Here is a 22,797-nt window from a genome sequence, read left to right as displayed (position 1 = left end):
AGGATCGAAACCATGACCTCCGTAGCCGACGCCGTACAAGCCATGAAAGCCAAGTTCAACCCAGCCGCCGCTGCCGGCCTGGACCTGGTATTCGGTTTCAACATCACCGACGAGGACAAGCAGTACGCCCTGATCGTCAAGGACGGCACCTGCGAACTGCAGGAAGGCGAGAATGTCGATGCCAACTGCACGCTGATCATGGACAGCGAAACCCTCAAGGGCATCGTCAGCGGCGATACCGATGGTATGCAGGCATTCATGGGCGGCAAGCTGCGCGTTGAAGGCGACATGATGCTGTCGATGAAACTGTCCGAGCTGTTCCCAGCCTGAGATTGAGTTCGCCTTCCTCGCGAGCCCTTTGATTGCAAACGAATCCCGCCCCCGTGGCGGGATTCGTGTTTTTGCCCTTCCTTGATTTCGCCCCGTACACAACCTTGATCCCTGTCAGTTCCCGCTCACCCTCCAACCGCTAACGAAGCGCTTCCATCAAGGCCAGGGACGGCTCATCGGGAGCCTGCGCCCGCTCATCTCAAGGAAGAGAGACTCATGCCCCCACTGAAGATCATTCTGCTGTCCAGCGCATTCAACGGCCTGACCCAACGCGCCTGGCTGGACCTGCGCGAGGCCGGTTATCGCCCCAGCGTGGTGCTGTTCACCGATCCGGCCTCGGTCTGCCGACAAATCGAAGAAAGCGGCGCCGACCTGGTGATCTGTCCGTTTCTCAAGGACCGCGTACCCGAGCAGTTGTGGCGCAACCCACGGCGGCCGGTGGTGATCATTCATCCGGGGATTGTCGGCGACCGCGGTGCCAGTGCCCTGGACTGGGCGATCACCCGGCAACCCGAGCGCTGGGGCGTCACCGCTTTGCAGGCGGTGGAGGAAATGGACGCCGGGCCCGTGTGGGCCACCTGCGAATTCGACTTGCCCAAAGGCCTGCGCAAATCGGAGCTGTATAACGGCCCGGTCAGCGACGCGGCCATTCGTTGCATCCGCGAAGTCGTGGAAAAACACCGTGAAGGTTTCGTCCCGGTACCGTTGGACTATGGCCGCCATGACGTGATCGGACGCCTGCAACCGAACATGACCCAGGACGATCGCAGCTTCAGCTGGCACGACAGCACCGGTTTCATCAAGCGCAGCATCGACGCCGCGGACGGTCAACCCGGTGTGCTCGCAAGCCTGGCCGGCGAACAGTTTTACCTGTACGACGCCCACCCGGACGTTCGCCACGGCCTGCCCGGCGAGCTGTTGGCCGTGCGTGACGATGCGGTGCTGGTGGCGACGGGGGATGCCAGCCTGTGGATCGGTGCCCTGCGTCGCAAGCCGCAGCTCGGCGAACAGACCTTCAAGCGCCCGGCGCGCCATGTACTGTCGAGCCGCCTCGAAGGCATCCCGGTGCTCGACAGCTCCCTGGCACGTGAGCCGTTCAGCGACGAGCCCTATCAACCCATTCGCTACCGGGAATGTGGCCATGTCGGAGAGCTGACGTTTGAGTTCTATAACGGCGCGATGAGCACTGAGCAATGCCAGCGCCTGGTGGCGGCATTGCGCTGGGCCAAGTCCCGGGACACTCAGGTGCTGTTGGTTCGAGGCGGGCGCGGCAGCTTTTCCAACGGCGTGCACTTGAACGTAATCCAGGCCGCCGCCGAACCCGGCCTGGAAGCCTGGGCCAACATACAAGCCATCGACGACGTTTGCCTGGAGTTGTTCAGCGCCCGGCAACTGGTGGTCAGCGGCCTGACGGGAAGCGCCGGGGCCGGTGGTGTGGTGCTGGCCCTGGCCGCCGATATCGTGCTGGCGCGCCGTGAAATCGTGCTCAATCCTCATTACGCGACCATGGGCCTGTACGGCTCTGAATACTGGACCTACAGCTTGCCCCGTGCGGTCGGTCCGGACATGGCCTGGAAACTCACCCAGGACTGCCTGCCCATCAGCACGCTACAGGGGTTGCGCTACGGCATGATCCAGGAGATCGGTCCGCGTTGCCCCGACGAGTTTGGCTTGTGGTTATTGCAACGAGCCAACCGCGCGCTGCTTGATCCGACCTATGAAAGCATCCGGGTGCGCAAGGCCGAACGAAGCCTGTCGGCGATCCAGGCGTGTCGCGATGACGAACTCGCGCAGATGCGCCGCGACATGGTGGACAATCGTCACGGCTTCGCCGACAAGTGCCGTCGTTTCGTCTTCAAGCACAAGGCCTGCGGTACGCCCGAGCGCCTGGTCGCGCCCTGGGCGCGGACAAAACAGCCCCAAGCCGTCGATTAACAGCCGGTATCGAGATAATACTGTTCACTCAAGAACAACGATGCCCCCTGTGGCGAGGGGATTTATCCCCGTTGGGCTGCGCAGCAGGCCTAAAGCAGTGAACTCAATCTCCCTGGCACATCGCGCTGCCTGGTTTTGGGGCCGCTGCGCAGCCCAGCGGGGATAAATCCCCTCGCCACAATGAATCGAAAAAGCCTTGTGAACGGTACTACGGTATCGGGGAAGGCTTGGCAGCTCTTACAATGCCCGCTTCCCCCGCATCGGCCTGAACATGGACATCGACCTCGCCCGCACCTTCCTGGAAATCGTCCGCCACGGCAGCCTCGCCGCAGCGGCCGAAAAGCTGCACGTGACCCAGACAGCGATCACCGCCCGGGTCCAGAAGCTCGAAAGCCAGCTCGGCTGTGCGCTGTTCGTGCGCAACCGTGCCGGCGCGCGCTTGACCGCCGACGGCGAGGCCTTTGTGGTTTACGCCAACCAGTTGGTGCAAACCTGGGAAGCCGCCCGCCGGGACTTGCCACTGCCCGAAGGCTATCGCAACGTCCTGCATCTGGGAGGCGAGGTCAGCCTGTGCAACCCCTTGATGCTCGCCTGGGCCGGAGAACTGCGCCAGAAGATCCCCGGTCACGCCCTGCGCATGGACATCCGCGACGGCGAGAAACTGCTGCAGCAGTTGGAACTGGGCCTGCTGGATGCGGCGGTGGTCTATCAGCCTGAATACTGGCCGCGCCTGCAGGTGGAACAGCTGCTGGAAGAAAAACTCATCCTGGTGCGTCTGGCCGCCCGTCCCGAGCCCTACGTGTACATCGACTGGAGCGCGGACTTCCGGCGCCAACACGACACCGCGCTGCCAGACAAGGCCAAGGCCGCCGTGACCTTCAACCTCGGCCCCCTGGCCCTGCAATACATTCTGGAAAACGGCGGCAGCGGTTACTTCCGCACGCGGGTCGTGCAGAGCTACCTGGACAGCGGCATCCTGGAGCGGGTGCCCAAGGCACCGGAATTCAATTACCCGACCTACCTGGTCTACTCCCGCGATCGGGATTCAGCGGCATTGCAGCAGGCCTTCGAAGTGCTGCGAGAGATCGCCAAGACCGGCAGCGACTGGTCGCAGCGCTGGGATCCATTGACCTGACAGGTTGGGCGACAAGGCATGGGAACCGTTGTGGCCAGAGCTTGCCCCCGTCCGAGTGCGCAGCGCTCGCAAAACCCAGGGGCAGCTACGCAACCCAGCGGGAGCAAGCTATGGCCACAACAGCCCTTCGCGAAACGAAGGATCGGGTTCTATCGCTCGCTCTGCATGTGAGACACGATCTCGTCCTTGATCAGCAATCGCTTCTTCTTGAGCGCCTCCAGAACCTCGGCGGGCAGCGCGGCGGAGGACGGCTTCTCGGCGTCGACCACCTCGGCATCCAGTTGAGAATATTTTTGAAGTAACGAGTCGAGCCTTGGATTCTCGCTGCGTTTTTGCTGAATTTGATCTTTGGTGTAGTTGAGATCCTGGCACAAATCGTGGGACACCGGCATGGAACACCTCCTTTGATGGATCGGTGGCAGGCGTGCTTTCAACGCCCGTCGATTATCAGGATGGCCTCGTTGACGGGGTTCTGTCGACCGCCAATCCGACCAGCGGTGACCGTTCGTCGTACCGCATCGCTTGGCGATCAAACCTTTGCCTGGGCACAACCCTCCATTGATCAGAGACGACAAGAATCGCTCGTTCAACCTGTATGGAGACTCACCTATGGACACATTTATCCTGCGTCAACTCGGCCTGGCAGTGGCCCTGAGCACCAGCATGGGCATGGCCTGGGCCGCGACGTCCAACGACTTCGTCGACGAGGCGGCGGTCGGTGGCATTGCGGAAATCGAAACCAGCAAACTGGCTTTGGAAAAAAGCCAATCGGCGGACATCAAGACGTTCGCCAACACGATGATCACCGACCACACTAAGGCCAACGAAGAGCTGAAGGCGCTGGCGAAAAAACATGACATCGAAGTGCCCGACGACACCACGTTGATGAAGAAAGCCAAGGCGAAGATTCTCGAGGTGCGCGATGAGTCCTTTGACGCGGCCTTCGCAAACAATCAGGTCAAGGCTCACGAAGAAACCATCGAGCTGTTCAAGAAAGAAGCCAACACCGTTACCGACGACAAGAAAGCTGGCAACACCGAACTCAAGGCGTTCGCCCAAAAAATGCTGCCGGCCCTGCAACACCACCTGGAGGAAGCCAAGAAACTTCAGGCGGCCCATCCAAGCAAGTAACGGCTAGCCCGCCCCTTGAGCGGCCATAGGGCTCGCTCAAGAAAAAACGGCGCTTCTCCCAAGAGTGGAAGGCGCCGTTTTCGTACCCCACACTTTTATCAGGCCTCAAGCCCCTTGCGCGCAACCGCAGCGCCCGCCTGCAACGCCCTGCCAACCTGCCCTTCGAAATCCCCCAGGCTCATCACCTGCAAGGCAGCGGCCGTGACACCCCGGTAGGCCACCAAGGCGTCGATCATCTGCTGGGCGTCACGGCTCGCCAGCAACTGGCTGCTGTTGACCACGACACTTTTCGCCGCCAGCTGTGCGATGTCGCCGGGTATGCCGGCCTGCATCGCCTGATTAGCCAGCGCCGTCATCAACAGGGCCGGAAAGGCCGGGCCAGTGCCCGAAAGCGCAGAGAGGTAATCAATGAAATCTTCTTTCTCGACCTCAGCCGCAGTGCCCACACATTCGAACACCTGCTGCACGAGGCTTTTCGTCGTCGGCGCTATCGCGCCAAAGCCATACCAAGGGGTAAAGGACTGCTCGATTTCCACCGCCGCGTTGGGCATCGCCCGCACGACCGCTGAAGCCGAGGTCTGCGCAGCAATCGCCTGCGCCGTGATCCCGGCCATCAGGGAGATCACCGTTTTACCCGTCGCATCGATGCCCAGGCTGGCGAAATGCTCGGGGCGAACCGCGAGGATCACCACGTCGCTGCGATCCACCAGGTCCTGATTGTCCGTGACCAGGCAAGCACCTTGTTGAGCCAACGGATGGTTGCCCGAGCGATTGGAAATGATCAGGTTTCCCGCCGGCACCAGTCCCTTCGCCAGGACCGCCTTGGCAATCGCACCGCCCAACCAGCCAGTGCCGCCAATGATCCCCACGGTCTCAGTGATCATCGCCGTTGCTTTCGAACGTGTCGGTCAAGGGCACAAAGACCCCGGATTCTTTTTCGGCATAGCCGAACTTCCCGTAGAAACGATCCAGCTCACGCTGCTTGGGGACTTTGCCGGTGAAGATGCTCACGTAATGCGGGATGCGCTGGAAGCGCACGGTGATCAACTCAGTCGTGTTCATGGTAATGTAGCCGATCTGCGTCAGGTAGATCGTTCGGGCCCGTGTATCAGCCCCCTGGTTGTCGTAGCCAAAGCGCTTGAACATGTTCGCCAGGGCGTTCATTCGCTGCTCGTCCACCACCGCCACCTCCTGGGCCACTTCAGCGGACTGAAGCGCCCAACTGCGCACGGCGAACTCAAACTGCGAGTCGAACAGCTGCGGGTTGAGCCAGCACTCGAACACATTCAGGATCGCCTCGGAAATGCTCTCGGCATAGCTTTCACTTTGCCGTATCAACCCCCCCGTGTTGGTCTCCCGCCAACGCGACAGCAACGCAGCCAGCAGTTGCTCGCGGTCCTCGAAAAACCAGTAGAAGCTGGTGCGTGACAAACCCAGGCGCTTGGCCAGTGGCATGACCCGGACCGCATCGATGCCCGACTCCTTCAGGGCCTCGTAGGCGGCTTCCAGCCAACCCTCCGGCGAGCCTCGCCAGCCCGCGTCCTGGGCCTTACTACGGGCCTTCCCTACCTGCGGCATCGTGCGCCTCCGTCTTCGAATACGTGATAGAAATGTACCCTGATGATCTCTTAATGTACACATGAGTACATTTCATTGACCCGACAGTCCTCAGCGCTTAAAGACCAGCAGTATGGAGCCCGACCACCGTTCCAGTCGAACAAGCCGGACGCAGGCATGAAACAACATCTCCGTGAGGCGCGCTTGGTTGTATCTCCAAGAGGCAAGGACTCTAAAACAACAACGAGCCGCCATTATGATTTTTTTGCTGAACACCGCCGAAAGAACTTCGCCATCCGGCCAAAGAATGCCGGAACGACTGCCTTTGTCATACCGCTCATCTGTCATCCACTGCCCAAATCCAGATAACGGCCAACGCGAGTTCATCGTGCAGGCGCTCTGTGCCGCTTGAACCCTTGGCCCACGGATATCAACCATTTGAAGCGAGGCCATCGATGCTCGAGCCAGGACAGAACCTAGCCCCGCCAGGTAATGCATCGCCAAGCGATAACAGCACTTCAAGCCTGCCGTGCGATTGGGTCAGCCATCCAATCCCGTGCCCGGGTGGTTGCGGTTGTTGTACCTGTCGGCCGGTTCCGGCGTAACGCCCATGATGTCGATGACCCGGGCCGCCCGCGACATGGTCGGCAATCTTGACATCGTGTTTGTGCACCAATCAGACCGCGCTGTCTGCCACCAAGAAAGCCCGCCCTCCTCCTGCAGCCAGGGTGTTTGTGGCACCTGCAAGACCGTCCTGCTCCAGGGTACGGTGGAGATGAACCACAACGGCGGCATCAGGCAACGGGAAATCGACAAAGGCCTGCGCTTGCTGTGCTGCAGCAAGCCCACTTCTGATTTGGTTCTCGATCTTTAGCCTTGCCTCAAGCGTCAGCCGCTTCCGTCAGTGGCTGGGGAAACGGTCGACGCTTGATGGACCGGGCGACCTAGCCGACTTTCACGTTCATGGTGATGCGCGCCGTGAAGACCTTCACACCACCCTCGTCGAAGATCTCGACCGGGACAACCTTGTCCCCCGAGGTCTGCCAATCGATGTCGCTACCGTCGGCAATGGCGTGGATAGATGTCTTGGCCTTGGCCAGGTATTCGACGGTCATGCCCTTAGGGATCCAGCGGGCACCACTGGGGATGGACACCTCGGTCATCATGCCGCCCGCCAGTTCTGCCGCGTTGCACAGCGCGATCGCGTGAACGGACGCCAGGTGATTGGTGATTTCCTTGCGAAACGGCACCCTCACTTCACCGCGCCCGGGTGCCAACACCGAAATTTCCGGGTTGATGGTGCCGAAGTACGGTGCCATCTGGCAGGCCATATTGCTGAAGGCGGACGGACCAACGCTTTGGTACATGCTGAGAGTCTGGCTCATGGGGTATCTCGGGTCAGGTGGCTGAAGTCATGAACAGAATATTACTCTTTTACAGAATACTACTCTGTTACAGAACATTATTCTGTATATGTCCACCCTGTCAATCGCTCGTGTCGAGTCTGCGTTTCAATTACCATGGCCCCTTTTTGACTGGGCCGAAAAATGGAACCTGTCGATCTCCTCGAGCGCTGCTACCCAGGGCGTCGTGCCGAGTCCAAGCGGCACATCCTCCGATGTGCCCTGGCGCTGTTCAATCAACAGGGCATAGAAGCAACCACCATCGACATCATCCGTGCCGAAAGCCAGATGAGCGTGGGGGCCATTTATCACCATTTCGAGAACAAGGAAGGCTTGGTCGCGGCGTTATACATGACAGCCCTGGATGATCAGGCGCGGCTCAGGGACAGCTACCTTGGCGCTGTCACGTCGACCCGCGAATGGGTGCATGCCCTGGTGTTTAGCTACGTGGATTGGGTGGTCAGCCAACCCGACTGGGCACGATTCCAGTACCAGGCGCGCTTTGCAGTGGCGCGCAGCAGCTTCAACGAACGGCTCGCCGAGGCGAATCTGGCCAGGAACGCCGCACTCAAGAAATGGTTCAGCGACCCGGCCCACCAGCAGGATTTGCAGGACCTGCCTTTTGAGCTGATCCCGTCACTGATCATCGGTTCTGCGGAGAGCTACTGCCGTGCCTGGCTCTCTGCCCGCGTCAAACGCAACCCTGAAGCCTACCGGCAGCAATTGGCCGAGGCCGCCTGGCGCGCCGTTGGCGCCGGCGAGTGAGCCATTCGTCCTGCGTTTTTCCCGATCCCGCCATACTCGCCACTTATCAATAAATCTCAAAAACAGCCAAACACGGCCGATACCCAGGATAAGACCCCGCCACTGGGGCGCAGGACGGAACGGTAGGTCAGTTATGACAGAGATTTATTTGCTGATAGCGCACGGCACGGATCAGGGCGAAGCTTACGTGCTGGGCTGGTTCGATGACCGGAGCAAGGCCCGGGAAGTGGCCGAGCAGAAAGAATGGGAGGCGTACCGCGCCAGCCTGAAGGAAAAACATCCATGGTCCAGCCACAAACCATTGGCACCGGACCAGACGGACTATCGCCGCTACTGGATCAAGACCATTTCAAAATTCGAGCATGTGCCAGTGCCAAGGTCCTTTGCGGTTCATTGATCACCACGAATGAATATTCAACGAAACGAGCGTTATCGGTGGCGGTCTAGACGATTAAGCCCATCCGATGAGAGCGTGATTATGTTGAAATTCCTTGGCGGCACCGTAGGTATCATTTTCCTGATTGGCCTGATAGTGGTGATTGCGCTGTTCAAGTTCATTTTTTGAACGTGGCAGCGGCGGTCTTTGGCTCGGCTCTGTAGGAGGTGGCGAAGCCTGCGATTTTTTGATCTTTCGCTTGGGACTCAAGTGGCTAGGGAAAGATCGCAGCCTCGTTGCACTCGTCAGCTCCTACACGGCTGCTACAGGCTTAACGGGGTTTGGCTCTGTAAGTTCGCGGACCTCATCCTCACCCTTACTTTGGCCCGTAGGGATTCAAAGTAGTCGCCATTCACTGGAACAGTGGGAGCCGACTCGGCCCCGTCCAATACCAAGCCACGCTGGTGCTGCCGATTCTGATCCTTGCGAATCAGTTCCCGTACATATTCACTACGGGTACTGTAGCCTCGCTGCCTAACCTGATCGTCTATGAAGGATCTGAGAACGTCCGGCAGGGTGATGTTCGGGGTAGTCATGGCTTCGACTGCTTTTGACAAACATTTGTCGAACCTAACACCCTCGAGCCTGCCTCGCCAGGTGTCGAGTTCGCGGCAAAACTTGTAGTCCTTGGCCAACCATCAAACGCTCCGGTCGCATCGACATGACAGACAGAGACACGGCTATTGCTGACTGGGAACCGCTGCAGCTTGAATGGCATCAAGGCTTCGCGTTCATGGAAGGTCGGCTGCTGGGCGACGGGCAAGTGCCTGATGTGTACATCATGCTCAACCCTGAAGGCGCACGACCCGACGAGTTAGCCCAAGCTGCCAGCGCTGGGCATTATCCGTCCTCGCCCTTGCTGGCCGGTCAGCCGGTGTGGCGGCATCGACGAAACCCTTGGGTCCTGCGCGACGCCCTGCGTGATTACTACCTGCTTCCGGCCTACCGGGAGCGCCATGGCTACCACGCGCTTCAGGCCCTGCCGTTTCGGTTCGACAAAGGCCTGGAAAACCTCGGCCACCAGTACTGGCGTGACGCAACCGGCGCCTATTGGTTCGGCGAGTACGCGATCAGCCAAATTCCCGAGGCACGCCCCGACAGCCTGACCCTGCTGACATCGTCCCCCGCCTCGGTAACTTCAGCGTCCGCCCTGTTCAGCGACGGGGTCAATATCTTTTTGCAGGGGCAATTTATCGCCAGCGCCACGGCGCGGGTGCGGTATTGCAACCATCCGTCCTATCGAGTGATCGACGATCAGGTCTACAAGGGCTTCAAGCCCCTGCACCAGAAGGACGGCACGCCGCTGCCGGTCGCAAATCCGGACGACTTCCAGATGCTCGCCCATCGCTGGGGCACCGATGGGCAGTCGATCATCGTGCAAGCACAGCAAGGTTCGAGCATTTCCTATGAATACTTCTACCGCATCGACAATGCCGACTTGGCGACCTTCACCGTGCTTAACGAACGCTACGCCAAGGACAAGCAACGCGCCTATTACCTGACTGGCAAGACCATCCGCTACGTTGGCGATTTCCACCTGCTCAAGTGCAGGCAGCCGGCGTTCGATGAGTACGGCCGCGTGGTCAGCGCCGCTGAATACGAGGATGACTATTTTGCCGTGGACGACAGTTTCGTCTACGCCGCCGGGACCCGCTTGCGTGACGCCCATGGCCCGAGTTTTCGCCACTTGGGTTTCGACTATTACCGTGATCACCAGCACGTCTACAGGCGCCAGAAACGCCTCGATGTCGACGCGGAAAGCTTCGTCGTGACCCAGCTTTGTCGCAATGACCAGGATTACTCCCCTGTGCTGGCAGGTGACAAGCACGGCCCACTGGGCTCTGGCGGCATCATCGATGCGGCCATGCAAAAGGCGTGGGCTCCTTACTTCGAAGCCCATCCGCAGTTGGAAGGTTATTGGTGGCACCGTTTGCAGACAACGACTGAGGCCGCGCAAACGCACACGGAAACGCTGCCGTTACGGGCCATCGGTCTCGGTTTTGAACTGGGCGACCAAGTGTATTTCCATGGACGCGTGATCAACGGGCTGGACGCAGCGAGTTTCAGATTGCTCGACACGCACCTGTGCGGCGATGCCCAGGGCTTGTATCTGATCCCGTTTCATAACGCGCAAACGGAAGTGCCCGAACGGTTTTCCCAAGAACCCGCGGAGCACTTCCGCTCACTCGGGTCGCCCTACCTGACAGACGGCAAAACCGTGTTCTGCCACCGGGTTTTCTATCATCCCCCCGAACCGATTCGTAAGGCCCACGCGGCCACTTTCGAGTCCTGTGGGCATGGTTGGGCCAAGGATCGGGATGCGCTGTATTACTACGGCGAGGCGAAAAAACGGCTACCCCCCTCTGAGACCCGCATTCTCGGCACCTATGCCGTCAGCCCTACCCTGATCTTCTCGGAAGGCAAACCGTTGGATGTGGTGTTCGACCCCGATGAAGTCCGCGTGCCCCATCCCGATTTCCTGCAACTGGGCACGCGCAAGTTGTTCTGCCACCGACGCCCGCTGAGCGCCAAGCGTATCGACCTGGCCAGCTTCGAATTCCTGACGGACCGCTATGCCCGAGACAGGCACCGAATCTACCACTACGACGGTTATGCGACCCTGACCGAAGTTGATGAAGCGCATTATCGGGGAATCGCTCAGAGCAAATGATCTTAAAGAATCCCCAAGGGATAACTGATGATCACACGATTCTCATCGTAATCCGCACTATTGAATCCACGGCGCACACTTGCATTTCGCCAACGCAAAGCCAGATTTTTTAGTCGACCGCTTTGCACCACATACCCAAGCTCACTCTCACGCACCCACTCCGAACCGTCCTCGACGCGTTGTAACCTGACGTCGTCGCCGTGGACATAACGGGTCATCAATGACAACCCCGGAACGCCATAACCGGCGAAATCCAGATCGTAGCGCAACTGCCAGGATCGCTCCCCCGGGTTGTCAAAGGCATGGTTGAACGTATTGTTCGCCAGGTAGATACCTCCAGTACCGGAGACTCTCATCCAGCCCGTCTCACCGCTGACCTGCTGCCAACCAAGACTGAACGTATGCTGCTCGACGCCCAGGCCGATCATCAATGACGCCGTGCGATTATCCAAACGGCCAGCCTTGGCTGCACCGTCGTCCTTGCCCCAGAAATAACCCAGGTTCGTGTTCAAGGTGACGCTTGGGGATAACGACCAGCGCTGGTTCAGACCGACATAGTGCTGCTGATAGATGTCCTTTAGCTGCCCACTCCATAGACGAAATGTGCTGTTTTTAGACGCTGAACGGTAGTCGGCCCCCAGATAGTTGAACGCGTCGCTGTGAGCGCTACCGAAAGCCAGATCCTCCATGGAGGAATCATTACGCAAGCTGGTTTTTTTGAATTGCCCGGCGAACAGCGTCCAGTACTTCACATCCTGCGAAGACAACTGCGTCCCTTCGAACGTTTGTGGCAACGCCCGGAAGTCGTCAGCGGTGATAATCGGCAGGTTGGGCATCCATTCACCCACTTTCAATTCGGTGGCGGAAATTTTCGCTTTAAGGGCGACTCCAAGCCGGCCGAAGCTACCCGCCGGATCCCCATCACCATCCTTAGGTAATAACAACGCACCGTAACGCCCGGCGCCGCCGTCCAACTTGACGGCATACTTGCCCAATACGTCGGCACCCACGCCAACGGTACCGGAGGTAAAGCCGGATCGAAGATCGAAAATAAAGCTCTGTGTCCACTCCCGTGCCTGGCCTTGTGCGGCATCAGGCGCAGTGAAATGACGTTCGAAGAAGAAGTTTCTGAGGGTCAGCGTTGCCTTGCTGTCGTCAACCAAACCCTGGGCGAACACCCGAGGCGACAGCAAGCCGACGCACAGTAAAATGCCAGCGAGACGCAGCGTTATTGTTTTCACGACCATGATTCCCCTGTTGTTGTTATTGAAGGGCACACGCGGTCTGCTCTCCCTCGGGAAACGACTTGTCGAATCGCCGGAGGGATGGAGCTGATCGAAGATTGGATCGGATATTTCAGTCGGTGCGAATGGAGCAAAAAGGGCCCCAGATCACGGAACCTTGTTCGGCCAGGCACAGCAGGAGGGGCGCCTGGTTAGCGCCCCTCCTCGGGTCAGATCAGACCAGCGGAGCGCAAGGCGTCGGCGATTTCGCGATCCGCACCTTCCGCCAGCGGCAGCAACGGCGAACGCACCGTGGCGTGGTCCAGAATGCCGCGCGCCACCAGGCCATGCTTGAGCGCCCACGGTGCCTTCCATGTGGGAGCCACGGTGGTAGACGTTGCGGGTGACTGGCAGCAATTTGTCGTGGATGGCACGAGCGGCCGGATAGTCCCTGCGCTTGCCGGCGGCAATCAACTCGATCAACGGCTCAGGCGTCAGGCTGCCGTAGCCCACCAGTGCCCCGTCCACATCGAACATGGTGTGCAACAGGTACTCGTCGTGGCAGGTGAGAATCTGCAGGTCCGGAACCTCACGACGTACCACCGGGATCTCAGTGTCCCAACGGCGCATGTTGCGCACGCCGTTCTTCATGGCGAAAACCCCTGGCTGCCTGGCGATGTCCAACTGGGTTTCCAGGTCGTAGGTGGCCTTGGTCACGTCTGGATATTGGAACAGGATCAGAGGCAGACCGCTGTGCTCGTAAATCGCCCGGTAGCGATCTTGTGCGGCCCCCTTCTGGTAACCGAAACGCAACCAGCCATGGGAGGGATAAACCAGGCCCGCACTGGCACCCGCATCGACGGCGCGCTGGGCTTCCTCGGCGGCCACTTGGGTGCCTTCCCCCGGTAATACCGGCGATGATCGGGATCCGCCCGCCCACCGATTCCTTAAAGCTCTGAATCACCAAGGCCTGCTCGGCCTGGGTCAGGAATGTACCCTCGCCCGCATGACCCAACACCACCAAGCCCTTGACGCCATCAAAGCTACCCAGCCAGGAACCCAACTTCTGAATCGCGTCATAGTCGACCTTGCCATCGCGGGTAAACGGAGTGACTGGAGCCGGTACCAGACCTTTGAGATCAATCGTGTTCTTAGTACTCATTTTCTTTCCTCTGGTTTACTAAGTGTCCGCAACTGACGCGTGCAGGAACGCAAGCCATACAATCAAGTATCACTTGGGGTTTATTGGAGATTACGTGTGCAGCTAATTAATCAATGATCAGGCGTAACGCTTATCAAGGCGAAAGTTCCTCCAGTATTCGCCCCTTGGTTTCAACAGCAAACAATGCAGTGACACAGCCGGTGATGATTAATATCACTGCGAATATTCCAAACACATAATGCACACCGACACTGGACACGGTGAGTCCTACCACCAACGGCCCCGTGGCGGACCCCAGGCGCAACCAGGCACTGCCCAACCCGGTACCCAACGCACGAAGGCGGGTGGGATAAAGCTCTGCCGAGTACAGATAAAGTGAGAACGTGACGGTTTGCACCATTGCGTATCCGAGGCCGGCCAGAAGCAGGATCTGCAAGGGTGATGTCGCGCCGGTCAGCGCCAGGACTGACAAGGGAATTGCAGCCAGGAACAAGGCCCCCATATACCAGCGGCGGCGACCGAACCTGTCGATCAACAAGGCGCAGATGACGGCTGCAACCACGCCGGCCCCCGACGTGATGAAACCGTAAGCCAAACTGGTGTCCAGCGGCAGATTGAAATGTTGGCGATAAAGCGTTGGCAACCAGGTGATCAAGCCATTGGCAACCATGTAGGCACCAAACCACATTGCCCAGATGACCATGGACCGTTTGAAATACATGCCATGGAATAGCTCACGCCAACCTTGAGTACCACCAGGTTTTGCGAGCTGCGGCACCTCTACGGCGGGCGCAAGTTGCTTGCCGGCTTTCAACACGCTGTTTTCCAGGCGCGTCACAATGCGATCAGCTTCTTGCAATCGACCTTTGGAGGCCAGCCAGCGTGGCGACTCGAAGAGAAAGAAGCGCAGCGGGATCAAAATCGTGGCAGGGACAAGGCCCACGGCGAACATGGCCTTCCAGCCGTAGATCGGTACCAGCAGGTAGCCAATGATGCCCGCACCGACCAGCCCGAGCAGGAACATGACTTCATAGAGCAGAAAAAACTTGCCGCGCTTTTTCGATCCGATCAGCTCATTGACATAAGCGCTGGCGACCGGCACCTCGCCTCCCGTGCCGATGCCTTGCAGAAAACGAAACAGAATCATCGACCCGGCGCTCCAGGCGAACAGACAGGCCACATCCATGGCAACGAAGAGAAGAATGGTGAACGTCAGTACCTTCATCCGCCCGATACGTTCAGCCAGCCAACCAAAGAACACCGCCCCTAACAACTGCCCCAGGTAACCGAACGATAAAATCATGCCGATCTGGGTCGCGGTCAGGTTCCATTCCTTGGCCAATACCGGCATCGCATAGGCAATCGCGATGACGGTATAACCATCAAAGAATGTGGCGGCACCAATAATATTCCTGGCCCAGAAGACCTGCCGGGTAATAGGCAAACGTTCAAGTCTCGCACTGATATTCGCTTGGCTTTTAAGCCCTTCAGCCACAGGCTCTGTTTCTAAGTTTTGCATCAACATGGCACTTCCTTCTTATTGTCAATATTGTCGGGGCGTGCAGGTGCGAGCAGTGTGAATTTCACAATGCTTGAAGTTCATTGAGATCATTAACGGGCTTTAGCGTGAACCCGTGTAATCATGACTAACGTTTAGAAGTTCGAGCCGATACTTCCATTGGCCTCCAATGCCTTACCAATGTCCTTGGCGGCTTCCAGGGTGGAACTAAGTGCACGGTTTTTAAGCTCGTCCGCCGTACACCGGACCGAAGGAGCGGCAATGCTGATCGCCCCCACCGGATATCCATCGATGTCCAGCACGGGGACCGCGAGAATTCTCAGTCCATCGGTGAACAAAGATTCGGTCAAGACGAAACCATCGTCGCGAATTTGCCCAAGCAACTCCGCCAGGGGACGTTCAAGCGCATGGGGTTTCATGATGAAGGGCGTGGTCGGCGTGAGCGCCTGGACTTTCTGGACCTGTTGCTCCGGCAGGAAGGCAAGGATCGACTGGCCGATGGCCGTCTGGGTTGCAGGCACCGTGGTGCCGATGCGGATATCCACGCCCAACCGGGTGATGCCCGCCCGTACCCGCTCCAGGTAAAGCACATCGGCGCCCTGCAGGACGGCAAAGCTGGCAGCCTCGCTGGTTTCACTGACCAGGCCTCGGAGTATAGGCCGCACAATGCTGCGCAAATCAGTCCGGGCGATGGCATGAAAGCCCAGATCCAGCACCTTGAGCGTCAACGCAAAACGACGGCTTTCCGGAATTCTGGAGACATACCCCAAATCCACCAACGTATTGAGCATGCGAAAAGTCGTACCAGGATCGAGATCGGCCGTCGCGGCGATCTGACTCAAGGTCAACTCATCGTTTTCGGCAGTGAACGACTCCAGTACGCGAAACCCCTTGGCCAAGGATTGCACGGTACTTCGAGCCTTCTTTTCATCCCAACCCTGGGTCGGGTCGGAACCGTCTTCTGACCGTTTCGGAGTCTTGATCATTTTTTTCGCTCTTTTTGATTTTTTCGGATTGCGAAATTATTTTCTTTCAATTAGGATATTATTTTGGCAGGCCCTTGTCCTATATCTATTAAGACAATTTCCTATTATTTATATATCTTTCTGATATAAAAGATGGTCGAGCCCCTCGCCTGCCTACCCTTAGGCCTGGGCAGGCAGGTGCTTTTGATAGGTGGGGCTGAGCGTTCGTCGACCTGAAATTACCGTGAAGAACGTGGCCGATCTCAGTCAGAACTGTGTCACGACCGTAACCCCTGCCGTGTCAAACCGATCCATGTTCATCAGCGCGTCAATGGACTGTTCGAGGCTGATGGTCTTGCCCACCAGTTTTTCAGGCGCCAACTTGCCGGACGCGATCATTTCCATCATCGCGCCGTAACGGTGAGCCTGCATGCCATGGCTGCCACAGATCTCCAGCTCGTAGGCAATGACCTTGCTCATTGGGATTGCCGGCGTGCTGTGATCGGCCAGCATCAAACCGACCTGGACATGCCTGCCACGACGCCTCAGATTATTGATGGAGTTGAAGCAGGTTGCTGGATGACCCAGGGCATCCAGGGAGACGTGAGCGCCGCCCTTCGTGATCTCAAGCACCGCCTCGGTGACATCCGCCACACGGCTTGCGTTGACCATCGCGACGGCACCGAGCGACTGGGCAAGCTTGAGCTTATCGTCGCAGATATCGATGGCAATAACATTCGCCCCGATAGCATGAGCAATCATCACCGCGGACAACCCCACACCACCACAGCCATGAACCGCCACCCACTGGCCCGCCGTGACCTTGCCTTGATCGACAACCGCACGAAACGACGTGACGAAGCGACAACCCAGGCTCGCCGCCGTGGCGAAGTCCATGTTTTCCGGCAGCGCAACCAGGTTCAAATCCGCCTTGTGAATCCCCACATACTCGGCGAAAGAACCCCAATGGGTGAAACCCGGCTGAAACTGGCTGTGGCACACCTGCTGGTTGCCGCTATTGCATTCCGGACACGCGCCACAGCCACCGACAAAAGGCACGGTAATGCGATCACCCACCTTCCATCGGGTGACATCCCGCCCCACCTGCGCCACGATTCCCGCCAGTTCGTGACCGGGCACATGGGGCAGCCGAATGTCAGGATCGTGACCTTTCCAGCCATGCCAGTCGCTTCGGCATACGCCCGTGCCAAGGACTTGAACCACCACACCGTGATGCTCGGGGGTCGGGTCCTCGACCGTCATTAAACGAGGGGGTTGAGAAAAGGCTTCGTAAACTACGGCTTTCATGAGGATCCCTCTACTTTAGAAAAGCGCTCTGTCTGGATACTGGTTCGCGGACCGACCTAGCCACGAAGCAACGCCAACAGTAACCACAAATCCCCCGGCACGTAAGAATCGCTGGCGCTTAGAGGTTGCAGCTGTACTGATATTCGAAGGGGAAGAATACGGTATCGACCACCCATGAAAAGGGTGGGTCCAGGTTGCTAACCTGGCTTTGGAGGCCTTTGCAGATTTTGCGCAGCCTGAAACGAAAAAGGGGACCAAGCCAGTGAATGGCTTGATCCCCTTTCAAAATATGGTCGGGACGGAGTGATTCGAACACTCGACCCCTAGCACCCCATGCTAGTGCGCTACCGGACTGCGCTACGCCCCGACTAGGCGTGAATCTTGTTCCGCTTCTCAACGGAACGCTCAGGAATATATCGCAAGCTTTTGAAAACTGGAAGATTTAAAAGCAGAAATTTATTTCTTGAGCACCACCAGCACATCTTCGAGCTCGGCGATCATCTGGCGGATCATCTGTTTGTACTGGGTTGTATCGTCCTTGGCCTCATCACCGGAGAGGCGCAAGCGCGCGCCGCCGATGGTGAACCCTTGGTCGTACAGCAGCGCGCGGATCTGCCGGATCATCAGTACGTCTTGTCGCTGATAATACCGGCGGTTTCCGCGGCGCTTGACCGGGTTGAGTTGAGGAAACTCCTGCTCCCAATAGCGCAGCACGTGCGGTTTTACCGCACACAGCTCGCTGACTTCACCAATGGTGAAGTAGCGTTTGCCCGGGATGACGGGTAGTTCGTCGTTATGACTTGGTTCCAGCATAAGCCTCAACTCGGGCCTTCAACTTCTGCCCTGGACGAAAGGTGACCACACGGCGAGCCGTGATCGGGATTTCTTCTCCCGTTTTCGGATTGCGGCCAGGCCGCTGGCGTTTGTCCCGAAGGTCGAAATTGCCGAAACCGGACAATTTGACCTGTTCGTTGTCTTCCAGAGCGTGCCTGATTTCTTCGAAAAACAGTTCGACCAATTCTTTGGCCTCCCGTTTATTCAGGCCCAGCTCCTCATACAGACGTTCCGCCATCTCAGCTTTCGTCAGAGCCCCCATACGTCACTTCCTTAACGTGGCGTTCAACCTGTTTTCGAGCGAGGTGAGGATGTTCTGCGTTGCGGTATTCACCTCATCGTCATTAAGAGTGCGCGATGGATGCTGCCAGGTCAAGCCGACTGCAAGGCTTTTTCTATGCGGATCAATGCCTTTACCCTGATACACGTCAAATAGCCTGAGGTCCGTGAGCCATTCGCCTGCATTTTCACGGATTACGTCCAGCACAGCGCTGGAAGCAACGTCGCGATCGGCCAGCAACGCCAGGTCACGCCGCACTTCAGGAAAGCGCGATAACTCCTGGAATTTCGGCATTTTCCCCTGGGCCACTTCGGCCAAGACCAGCTCGAAGACGAATACCGGACGATCAAGGCCGAGGGTTTTCGCCAGTTCAGGGTGAATAGCGCCCACATAGCCGACTTCGCGCCCGTCCCGCTCAATGCGTGCGGTCTGCCCCGGGTGCAACGCAGGATGCTTGCCCGGTACGAACGTGAACGCGTCGAGTGCGCCGGCGAAGCCCAGCACCGCTTCGACGTCAGCCTTGACGTCGAAGAAATCGACGACATCGCGACCTTGCGCCCAGCCTTCCGGCAGGCGACTGCCACAGACGACACCGGCCAGCATCGGCTCTTGCTTCAAGCCTTCCAACTGACCGACAAAACGCAGGCCGCTTTCGAACAGACGCACGCGATCCTGCTGGCGGTTCAGGTTGTGCTGGAGCGACTTGACCAGGCCCGGCCACAGGGACGAGCGCATGGCGGCCATGTCATTGGAAATCGGGTTGGCCAGCAACAGCGGCTCGACGCCCGGATTGAACAGCTCGAACTGGCGTGGATCGATGAAGCTGTAGGTGATCGCTTCCTGATACCCACGGGCCACCAGCAGGCGGCGCAGTTCAGGCAGGTCGCTACGGGCTTCAGCCTTGGCCTGTGGGGCCAGGCGCGCTTGCGGGTAGCGAACCGGTAGGCGGTTGTAGCCGTACAGGCGGGCCAGTTCTTCGATCAGGTCGACTTCCAGGCTGATATCGAAGCGATGGCTTGGCACTTCGACGCGCCACTGCCCTGCCCCGTCGGCGTTGATGTTCAGGCCCAAAGCACTGAGCAGGCGTTCGACTTCGGCCGGGGCCATTTCCATGCCCAGCATCTGAGTGATGCGCTGGGCACGCAGGGTGACCGGTGCAATCTTGGGCAGGTGCTGTTCGCTGACGGTCTCGATGATCGGGCCGGCTTCACCGCCAGCGATTTCCAGCAGCAGGCCAGTGGCGCGCTCCATGGCTTCACGGGCCAGCTGCCAATCCACACCACGCTCGTAGCGGTGCGAGGCGTCGGTGTGCAAGCCATAGGAACGCGCCTTGCCAGCGACGGCGATCTGGTCGAAGAACGCGCTTTCCAGGAATACATCGCGGGTCGTGGCGGATACGCCACTGTGCTCGCCGCCCATTACGCCGGCAATCGCCAAGGCGCGGGCGTGGTCGGCAATTACCAGGGTGTCGCTGCGCAGGGTCACTTCCTGGCCGTCGAGCAGCACCAGCTTCTCACCCTCTTCGGCCATGCGTACGCGGATGCCGCCGTTGATCTCGGCGAGATCGAACGCATGCAGCGGTTGACCCAGCTCCAGCATCACATAGTTGGTGATGTCCACGGCTGCGTCGATGCTGCGCACGTCGGCGCGACGCAGGCGCTCCACCATCCACAGCGGCGTCGGCTTGGACAGATCGACGTTACGGATCACACGGCCCAGGTAACGCGGGCACGCCGCCGGCGCCAGGACTTCAATCGAACGCACTTCGTCATGCACGGCCGGCACGGTCGCGACCACTGGACGCGTCACGGGGGCGGCATACAACGCGCCGACTTCACGGGCCAGGCCGGCCAGGGACAGGCAGTCGCCGCGGTTCGGCGTCAGGTCGACCTCAATGCTTGCATCGTCCAGGCCCAGGTATTCACGGATGTCTTGGCCCACCGGCGCATCAGCTGGAAGCTCCATCAAGCCATCGTTGCCTTCGCCAACCTGCAGCTCGGCCTGTGAACACAGCATGCCGTTGGACTCGACGCCACGCAGCTTGGCTTTCTTGATCTTGAAGTCGCCCGGCAGTTCAGCGCCGATCATGGCGAACGGAATCTTCAGGCCCGGGCGCACGTTGGGCGCGCCGCAGACGACTTGGAAGGTTTCCGCACCATTGCTGACCTGACAAACCCGCAGTTTGTCAGCGTCCGGGTGCTGCTCGGTGCCCAGCACCTCACCCACCACCACGCCACTGAAATCACCGGCGGCCGGCGTTACGCTATCGACCTCAAGGCCGGCCATCGACAGGCGAGCAACCAGCTCGTCCCGACTTACCTGCGGGCTTACCCAGCCGCGCAGCCATTGTTCACTGAATTTCATCCTGCTCTCCTAATAGATTCGTTACGGACTAGCGACCTAGCGAAATTGCGCAAGGAATCGCAAGTCGTTGTCGAAGAACAGGCGCAAGTCATTCACACCGTAACGCAGCATGGCCAGGCGCTCGACGCCCATGCCGAAAGCAAAGCCCCGAGAATTCTTCCGGATCGATCCCGGACATGCGCAGCACGTTCGGGTGAACCATGCCGCAGCCCATGACTTCCAGCCAGCCAGTCTGCTTGCAGACGCGGCAGCCTTTGCCGCTGCACATCACGCATTCCATGTCGACTTCAGCCGACGGCTCGGTGAATGGGAAGTACGAAGGACGGAAACGCACGGCCAGTTCTTTTTCGAAGAACACCCGCAGGAACTCTTCGATAGTGCCTTTCAGGTCGGCGAAATTGATGTCGCGATCAACCAGCAGGCCTTCGACCTGGTGGAACATCGGCGAGTGGGGTGATATCGGAGTCGCTGCGGTACACACGGCCTGGGCAGACGATGCGGATCGGCGGCTGCTGCGATTCCATGGTGCGGACCTGTACCGGCGAGGTATGGGTGCGCAACAGCATGTTCGCATTGAAATAGAAGGTGTCGTGCATCGACCGGGCCGGGTGATGGCCTGGGATGTTGAGCGCCTCGAAGTTGTGGTAGTCGTCTTCGACCTCAGGGCCTTCGGCAATGCCGTAGCCGATGTGGGTGAAGAACTGCTCGATGCGTTCCAGGGTCCGGGTTACCGGATGCAGGCCACCGGAAGTCTGGCCACGGCCAGGCAGGGTCACGTCGATGGACTCGGCGGCGAGCTTGGAAGCCAGATCCGCCTCCTCGAACAACGCCTTGCGCGCATTGAGGACTTCTGTGACACGCTCCTTGGCAACGTTGATCAGCGCACCGACCTGCGGACGCTCTTCGGCTGGCAGGTTCCCCAGGGTCTTCATCACCTGAGTCAACTCGCCCTTCTTGCCAAGGTAGTGAACCCGGATTTGCTCCAGGGCATTGATATCTTCAGCGCTTTGCACAGCCTCTAGTGCTTGAGCGACCAGCGCGTCCAGGTTTTCCATGTACAGACTCCAGATACAAAATAGGGGAAGAGCTTTAAGGCTCTTCCCCTATTTATGACGTTTGACACCTGGGCCCACAGAGGTGAGCCCTGGTGACTGCCGGGGGTACTTAAGCCAAGGTGGCTTTAGCTTTCTCGACAATCGCAGCAAACGCCGCTTTTTCGTTCACTGCCAGATCAGCCAGAACCTTACGGTCGATCTCGATGGACGCTTTTTTCAGGCCAGCGATGAAACGGCTGTAGGACAGACCGTTAACACGAGCACCAGCGTTGATACGAGCGATCCACAGAGCGCGGAACTGACGTTTTTTCTGACGACGGTCACGGTAGGCGTATTGGCCTGCCTTGATTACCGCTTGCTTGGCAACACGGAATACGCGGGAGCGCGCGCCGTAGTAGCCTTTAGCAAGTTTCAGAATTTTCTTGTGACGCTTACGGGCAATGACGCCACGCTTTACACGAGCCATGAGTTACTTCCTCTATTCTTGATCCAAAAATTAACGAAGGCGCAGCATGCGCTCGACTTTTGCCACGTCAGACGGATGCAGCAAGCTGCTACCGCGCAGTTGACGCTTACGCTTGGTCGACATTTTGGTCAGGATGTGGCTCTTGAAAGCGTGCTTGTGCTTGATACCGTTAGCAGTTTTCAGAAACCGCTTAGCAGCACCACTTTTGGTCTTCATCTTTGGCATGTTCGGATACTCCGCATTCAGTTGATAAACATA

At 58.6% G+C, this 22,797-nt stretch carries 23 protein-coding genes, 1 tRNA gene and 3 pseudogenes; 9 read left to right on the top strand and 18 right to left on the bottom strand.

The window, feature by feature from the left end; all coding sequences use genetic code 11:
* The first annotated feature begins 12 nt into the window (after window positions 1-12).
* From PSH84_RS15535 to PSH84_RS15525, 3 genes are all read left to right on the top strand, one after another.
* Window positions 13-330: an SCP2 sterol-binding domain-containing protein gene (locus PSH84_RS15535; RefSeq protein ID WP_122568187.1), complete on the top strand. Its 318-nt coding sequence runs from the start codon at window positions 13-15 to the stop codon at window positions 328-330.
* Between the two features lie 216 nt (window positions 331-546).
* Window positions 547-2,265 (top strand): hydrogenase maturation protein, encoded by a 1,719-nt coding sequence (locus PSH84_RS15530; protein WP_305481334.1) that lies wholly within the window; start codon window positions 547-549, stop codon window positions 2,263-2,265.
* 271 nt (window positions 2,266-2,536) lie between these two features.
* Complete coding sequence (locus PSH84_RS15525) at window positions 2,537-3,400, top strand: LysR family transcriptional regulator (RefSeq protein WP_305481333.1); 864 nt, start codon at window positions 2,537-2,539, stop codon at window positions 3,398-3,400.
* A gap of 149 nt (window positions 3,401-3,549) precedes the next feature.
* On the opposite strand, the gene PSH84_RS15520 is transcribed toward PSH84_RS15525, so the two are convergent.
* Complete coding sequence (locus PSH84_RS15520; RefSeq protein ID WP_122568184.1) at window positions 3,550-3,792, bottom strand: HP1242/YdcH family protein; 243 nt, start codon at window positions 3,790-3,792, stop codon at window positions 3,550-3,552.
* A 217-nt stretch (window positions 3,793-4,009) separates the two neighbouring features.
* Here PSH84_RS15520 and PSH84_RS15515 point away from each other — a divergent pair, with 217 nt between their 5' ends.
* Window positions 4,010-4,531 carry a DUF4142 domain-containing protein gene (locus tag PSH84_RS15515; RefSeq protein WP_305481332.1) on the top strand — a complete coding sequence of 174 codons (522 nt, stop codon included), beginning with the start codon at window positions 4,010-4,012 and terminating at the stop codon, window positions 4,529-4,531.
* Between the two features lie 98 nt (window positions 4,532-4,629).
* Here PSH84_RS15515 and PSH84_RS15510 read toward each other — a convergent pair whose 3' ends face one another.
* Complete coding sequence (locus PSH84_RS15510) at window positions 4,630-5,415, bottom strand: pyrroline-5-carboxylate reductase family protein (RefSeq protein ID WP_305470491.1); 786 nt, start codon at window positions 5,413-5,415, stop codon at window positions 4,630-4,632.
* Entirely contained in the window at window positions 5,405-6,109 is a 705-nt protein-coding gene (locus tag PSH84_RS15505; RefSeq protein WP_122568181.1) for a TetR/AcrR family transcriptional regulator, read from the bottom strand. Before PSH84_RS15505 ends, PSH84_RS15510 begins: the two co-directional genes overlap by 11 nt.
* Window positions 6,110-6,762: 653 nt before the next feature.
* Between PSH84_RS15505 and PSH84_RS15500 the strand changes: the two are divergent.
* Window positions 6,763-6,962 (top strand): annotated as a pseudogene (locus PSH84_RS15500) (2Fe-2S iron-sulfur cluster-binding protein); the annotation flags it as partial.
* Between the two features lie 70 nt (window positions 6,963-7,032).
* On the opposite strand, the gene PSH84_RS15495 reads toward PSH84_RS15500, so the two are convergent.
* The gene (locus tag PSH84_RS15495; RefSeq protein WP_122568180.1) at window positions 7,033-7,473 is read right to left on the bottom strand and encodes a hotdog fold domain-containing protein; all 441 of its coding nucleotides are present in this window, start codon (window positions 7,471-7,473) and stop codon (window positions 7,033-7,035) included.
* Window positions 7,474-7,635: 162 nt separating this feature from the next.
* Here PSH84_RS15495 and PSH84_RS15490 point away from each other — a divergent pair, with 162 nt between their 5' ends.
* The 3 genes from PSH84_RS15490 (at window position 7,636) to PSH84_RS29145 (ending at window position 8,821) form a co-directional block, all read left to right on the top strand.
* On the top strand, window positions 7,636-8,256 hold the full coding sequence (locus PSH84_RS15490) for a TetR/AcrR family transcriptional regulator (RefSeq protein ID WP_122568179.1): 621 nt from the start codon (window positions 7,636-7,638) through the stop codon (window positions 8,254-8,256).
* Between the two features lie 133 nt (window positions 8,257-8,389).
* Window positions 8,390-8,653, top strand: coding sequence for a hypothetical protein (locus PSH84_RS15485; protein ID WP_003203536.1), 264 nt, complete (start codon window positions 8,390-8,392; stop codon window positions 8,651-8,653).
* Window positions 8,654-8,662: 9 nt separating this feature from the next.
* Entirely contained in the window at window positions 8,663-8,821 is a 159-nt protein-coding gene (locus tag PSH84_RS29145; RefSeq protein WP_487753260.1) for a small membrane protein YohP, read from the top strand.
* Window positions 8,822-8,955: 134 nt separating this feature from the next.
* On the opposite strand, the gene PSH84_RS15480 is transcribed toward PSH84_RS29145, so the two are convergent.
* Complete coding sequence (locus PSH84_RS15480) at window positions 8,956-9,228, bottom strand: ribbon-helix-helix domain-containing protein (protein ID WP_122568411.1); 273 nt, start codon at window positions 9,226-9,228, stop codon at window positions 8,956-8,958.
* A gap of 125 nt (window positions 9,229-9,353) precedes the next feature.
* On the opposite strand from PSH84_RS15480, the gene PSH84_RS15475 reads away from it, so the two are divergent.
* Window positions 9,354-11,363, top strand: a complete 2,010-nt coding sequence (locus PSH84_RS15475; RefSeq protein WP_305481330.1) for a DKNYY domain-containing protein — start codon at window positions 9,354-9,356, stop codon at window positions 11,361-11,363.
* Between the two features lie 2 nt (window positions 11,364-11,365).
* On the opposite strand, the gene PSH84_RS15470 is transcribed toward PSH84_RS15475, so the two are convergent.
* The 13 genes and pseudogenes from PSH84_RS15470 to rpmI form a co-directional block, all read right to left on the bottom strand.
* Window positions 11,366-12,610: an OprD family porin gene (locus PSH84_RS15470; RefSeq protein ID WP_305483175.1), complete on the bottom strand. Its 1,245-nt coding sequence runs from the start codon at window positions 12,608-12,610 to the stop codon at window positions 11,366-11,368.
* A gap of 144 nt (window positions 12,611-12,754) precedes the next feature.
* The gene (locus tag PSH84_RS15465; RefSeq protein ID WP_305481329.1) at window positions 12,755-13,474 is read right to left on the bottom strand and encodes a dihydrodipicolinate synthase family protein; all 720 of its coding nucleotides are present in this window, start codon (window positions 13,472-13,474) and stop codon (window positions 12,755-12,757) included.
* Window positions 13,475-13,553: 79 nt separating this feature from the next.
* Window positions 13,554-13,748: pseudogene (locus PSH84_RS15460) on the bottom strand (dihydrodipicolinate synthase family protein); the annotation flags it as partial.
* Between the two features lie 133 nt (window positions 13,749-13,881).
* The gene (locus PSH84_RS15455; RefSeq protein WP_305481328.1) at window positions 13,882-15,273 is read right to left on the bottom strand and encodes an MFS transporter; all 1,392 of its coding nucleotides are present in this window, start codon (window positions 15,271-15,273) and stop codon (window positions 13,882-13,884) included.
* Between the two features lie 128 nt (window positions 15,274-15,401).
* On the bottom strand, window positions 15,402-16,253 hold the full coding sequence (locus tag PSH84_RS15450) for an IclR family transcriptional regulator (protein WP_122568175.1): 852 nt from the start codon (window positions 16,251-16,253) through the stop codon (window positions 15,402-15,404).
* Window positions 16,254-16,499: 246 nt separating this feature from the next.
* On the bottom strand, window positions 16,500-17,540 hold the full coding sequence (locus tag PSH84_RS15445; protein WP_122568174.1) for a zinc-dependent alcohol dehydrogenase family protein: 1,041 nt from the start codon (window positions 17,538-17,540) through the stop codon (window positions 16,500-16,502).
* Window positions 17,541-17,830: 290 nt separating this feature from the next.
* Window positions 17,831-17,907 (bottom strand) — tRNA-Pro (locus tag PSH84_RS15440).
* An 89-nt stretch (window positions 17,908-17,996) separates the two neighbouring features.
* A complete protein-coding gene (locus PSH84_RS15435) occupies window positions 17,997-18,353 on the bottom strand; it encodes a MerR family transcriptional regulator (RefSeq protein WP_003179985.1) in 357 nt (118 codons plus the stop codon).
* Window positions 18,334-18,636, bottom strand: a complete 303-nt coding sequence (gene ihfA, locus PSH84_RS15430; protein WP_002553164.1) for an integration host factor subunit alpha — start codon at window positions 18,634-18,636, stop codon at window positions 18,334-18,336. Before ihfA ends, PSH84_RS15435 begins: the two co-directional genes overlap by 20 nt.
* A 3-nt stretch (window positions 18,637-18,639) precedes the next feature.
* Entirely contained in the window at window positions 18,640-21,018 is a 2,379-nt protein-coding gene (pheT, locus tag PSH84_RS15425) for a phenylalanine--tRNA ligase subunit beta (protein WP_305481327.1), read from the bottom strand.
* 36 nt (window positions 21,019-21,054) lie between these two features.
* A pseudogene (pheS, locus tag PSH84_RS15420) lies at window positions 21,055-22,073 on the bottom strand (phenylalanine--tRNA ligase subunit alpha).
* 109 nt (window positions 22,074-22,182) lie between these two features.
* Window positions 22,183-22,539, bottom strand: a complete 357-nt coding sequence (gene rplT / locus PSH84_RS15415; protein ID WP_002553161.1) for a 50S ribosomal protein L20 — start codon at window positions 22,537-22,539, stop codon at window positions 22,183-22,185.
* 30 nt (window positions 22,540-22,569) lie between these two features.
* On the bottom strand, window positions 22,570-22,764 hold the full coding sequence (gene rpmI / locus PSH84_RS15410) for a 50S ribosomal protein L35 (protein WP_002553160.1): 195 nt from the start codon (window positions 22,762-22,764) through the stop codon (window positions 22,570-22,572).
* Window positions 22,765-22,797: the final 33 nt, after the last annotated feature.

This window comes from Pseudomonas beijingensis, assembly GCF_030687295.1.
Taxonomy (GTDB): domain Bacteria; phylum Pseudomonadota; class Gammaproteobacteria; order Pseudomonadales; family Pseudomonadaceae; genus Aquipseudomonas; species Aquipseudomonas beijingensis.
The sequence above is the reverse complement of the archived record's forward strand: the minus strand, read 5'-3'. Positions and strand labels throughout refer to the sequence as shown.

Bases quoted from the DNA above. Each gene is read 5' to 3' on its own strand.
- PSH84_RS15510 (WP_305470491.1), bottom strand. From the start codon at position 5,415: ATGATCACTGAGACCGTGGGGATCATTGGCGGCACTGGCTGGTTGGGC.
- PSH84_RS15530 (WP_305481334.1), top strand. From the start codon at position 547: ATGCCCCCACTGAAGATCATTCTGCTGTCCAGCGCATTCAACGGCCTG.
- rplT (WP_002553161.1), bottom strand. From the start codon at position 22,539: ATGGCTCGTGTAAAGCGTGGCGTCATTGCCCGTAAGCGTCACAAGAAA.
- PSH84_RS15480 (WP_122568411.1), bottom strand. From the start codon at position 9,228: ATGACTACCCCGAACATCACCCTGCCGGACGTTCTCAGATCCTTCATA.
- PSH84_RS15490 (WP_122568179.1), top strand. From the start codon at position 7,636: ATGGAACCTGTCGATCTCCTCGAGCGCTGCTACCCAGGGCGTCGTGCC.
- PSH84_RS15485 (WP_003203536.1), top strand. From the start codon at position 8,390: ATGACAGAGATTTATTTGCTGATAGCGCACGGCACGGATCAGGGCGAA.
- pheT (WP_305481327.1), bottom strand. From the start codon at position 21,018: ATGAAATTCAGTGAACAATGGCTGCGCGGCTGGGTAAGCCCGCAGGTA.
- PSH84_RS15505 (WP_122568181.1), bottom strand. From the start codon at position 6,109: ATGCCGCAGGTAGGGAAGGCCCGTAGTAAGGCCCAGGACGCGGGCTGG.
- PSH84_RS15525 (WP_305481333.1), top strand. From the start codon at position 2,537: ATGGACATCGACCTCGCCCGCACCTTCCTGGAAATCGTCCGCCACGGC.
- PSH84_RS15515 (WP_305481332.1), top strand. From the start codon at position 4,010: ATGGACACATTTATCCTGCGTCAACTCGGCCTGGCAGTGGCCCTGAGC.
- PSH84_RS15535 (WP_122568187.1), top strand. From the start codon at position 13: ATGACCTCCGTAGCCGACGCCGTACAAGCCATGAAAGCCAAGTTCAAC.
- PSH84_RS15520 (WP_122568184.1), bottom strand. From the start codon at position 3,792: ATGCCGGTGTCCCACGATTTGTGCCAGGATCTCAACTACACCAAAGAT.
- PSH84_RS29145 (WP_487753260.1), top strand. From the start codon at position 8,663: ATGAATATTCAACGAAACGAGCGTTATCGGTGGCGGTCTAGACGATTA.
- PSH84_RS15455 (WP_305481328.1), bottom strand. From the start codon at position 15,273: ATGTTGATGCAAAACTTAGAAACAGAGCCTGTGGCTGAAGGGCTTAAA.
- rpmI (WP_002553160.1), bottom strand. From the start codon at position 22,764: ATGCCAAAGATGAAGACCAAAAGTGGTGCTGCTAAGCGGTTTCTGAAA.
- PSH84_RS15445 (WP_122568174.1), bottom strand. From the start codon at position 17,540: ATGAAAGCCGTAGTTTACGAAGCCTTTTCTCAACCCCCTCGTTTAATG.
- PSH84_RS15435 (WP_003179985.1), bottom strand. From the start codon at position 18,353: ATGCTGGAACCAAGTCATAACGACGAACTACCCGTCATCCCGGGCAAA.
- PSH84_RS15495 (WP_122568180.1), bottom strand. From the start codon at position 7,473: ATGAGCCAGACTCTCAGCATGTACCAAAGCGTTGGTCCGTCCGCCTTC.
- PSH84_RS15470 (WP_305483175.1), bottom strand. From the start codon at position 12,610: ATGGTCGTGAAAACAATAACGCTGCGTCTCGCTGGCATTTTACTGTGC.
- ihfA (WP_002553164.1), bottom strand. From the start codon at position 18,636: ATGGGGGCTCTGACGAAAGCTGAGATGGCGGAACGTCTGTATGAGGAG.
- PSH84_RS15475 (WP_305481330.1), top strand. From the start codon at position 9,354: ATGACAGACAGAGACACGGCTATTGCTGACTGGGAACCGCTGCAGCTT.
- PSH84_RS15450 (WP_122568175.1), bottom strand. From the start codon at position 16,253: ATGATCAAGACTCCGAAACGGTCAGAAGACGGTTCCGACCCGACCCAG.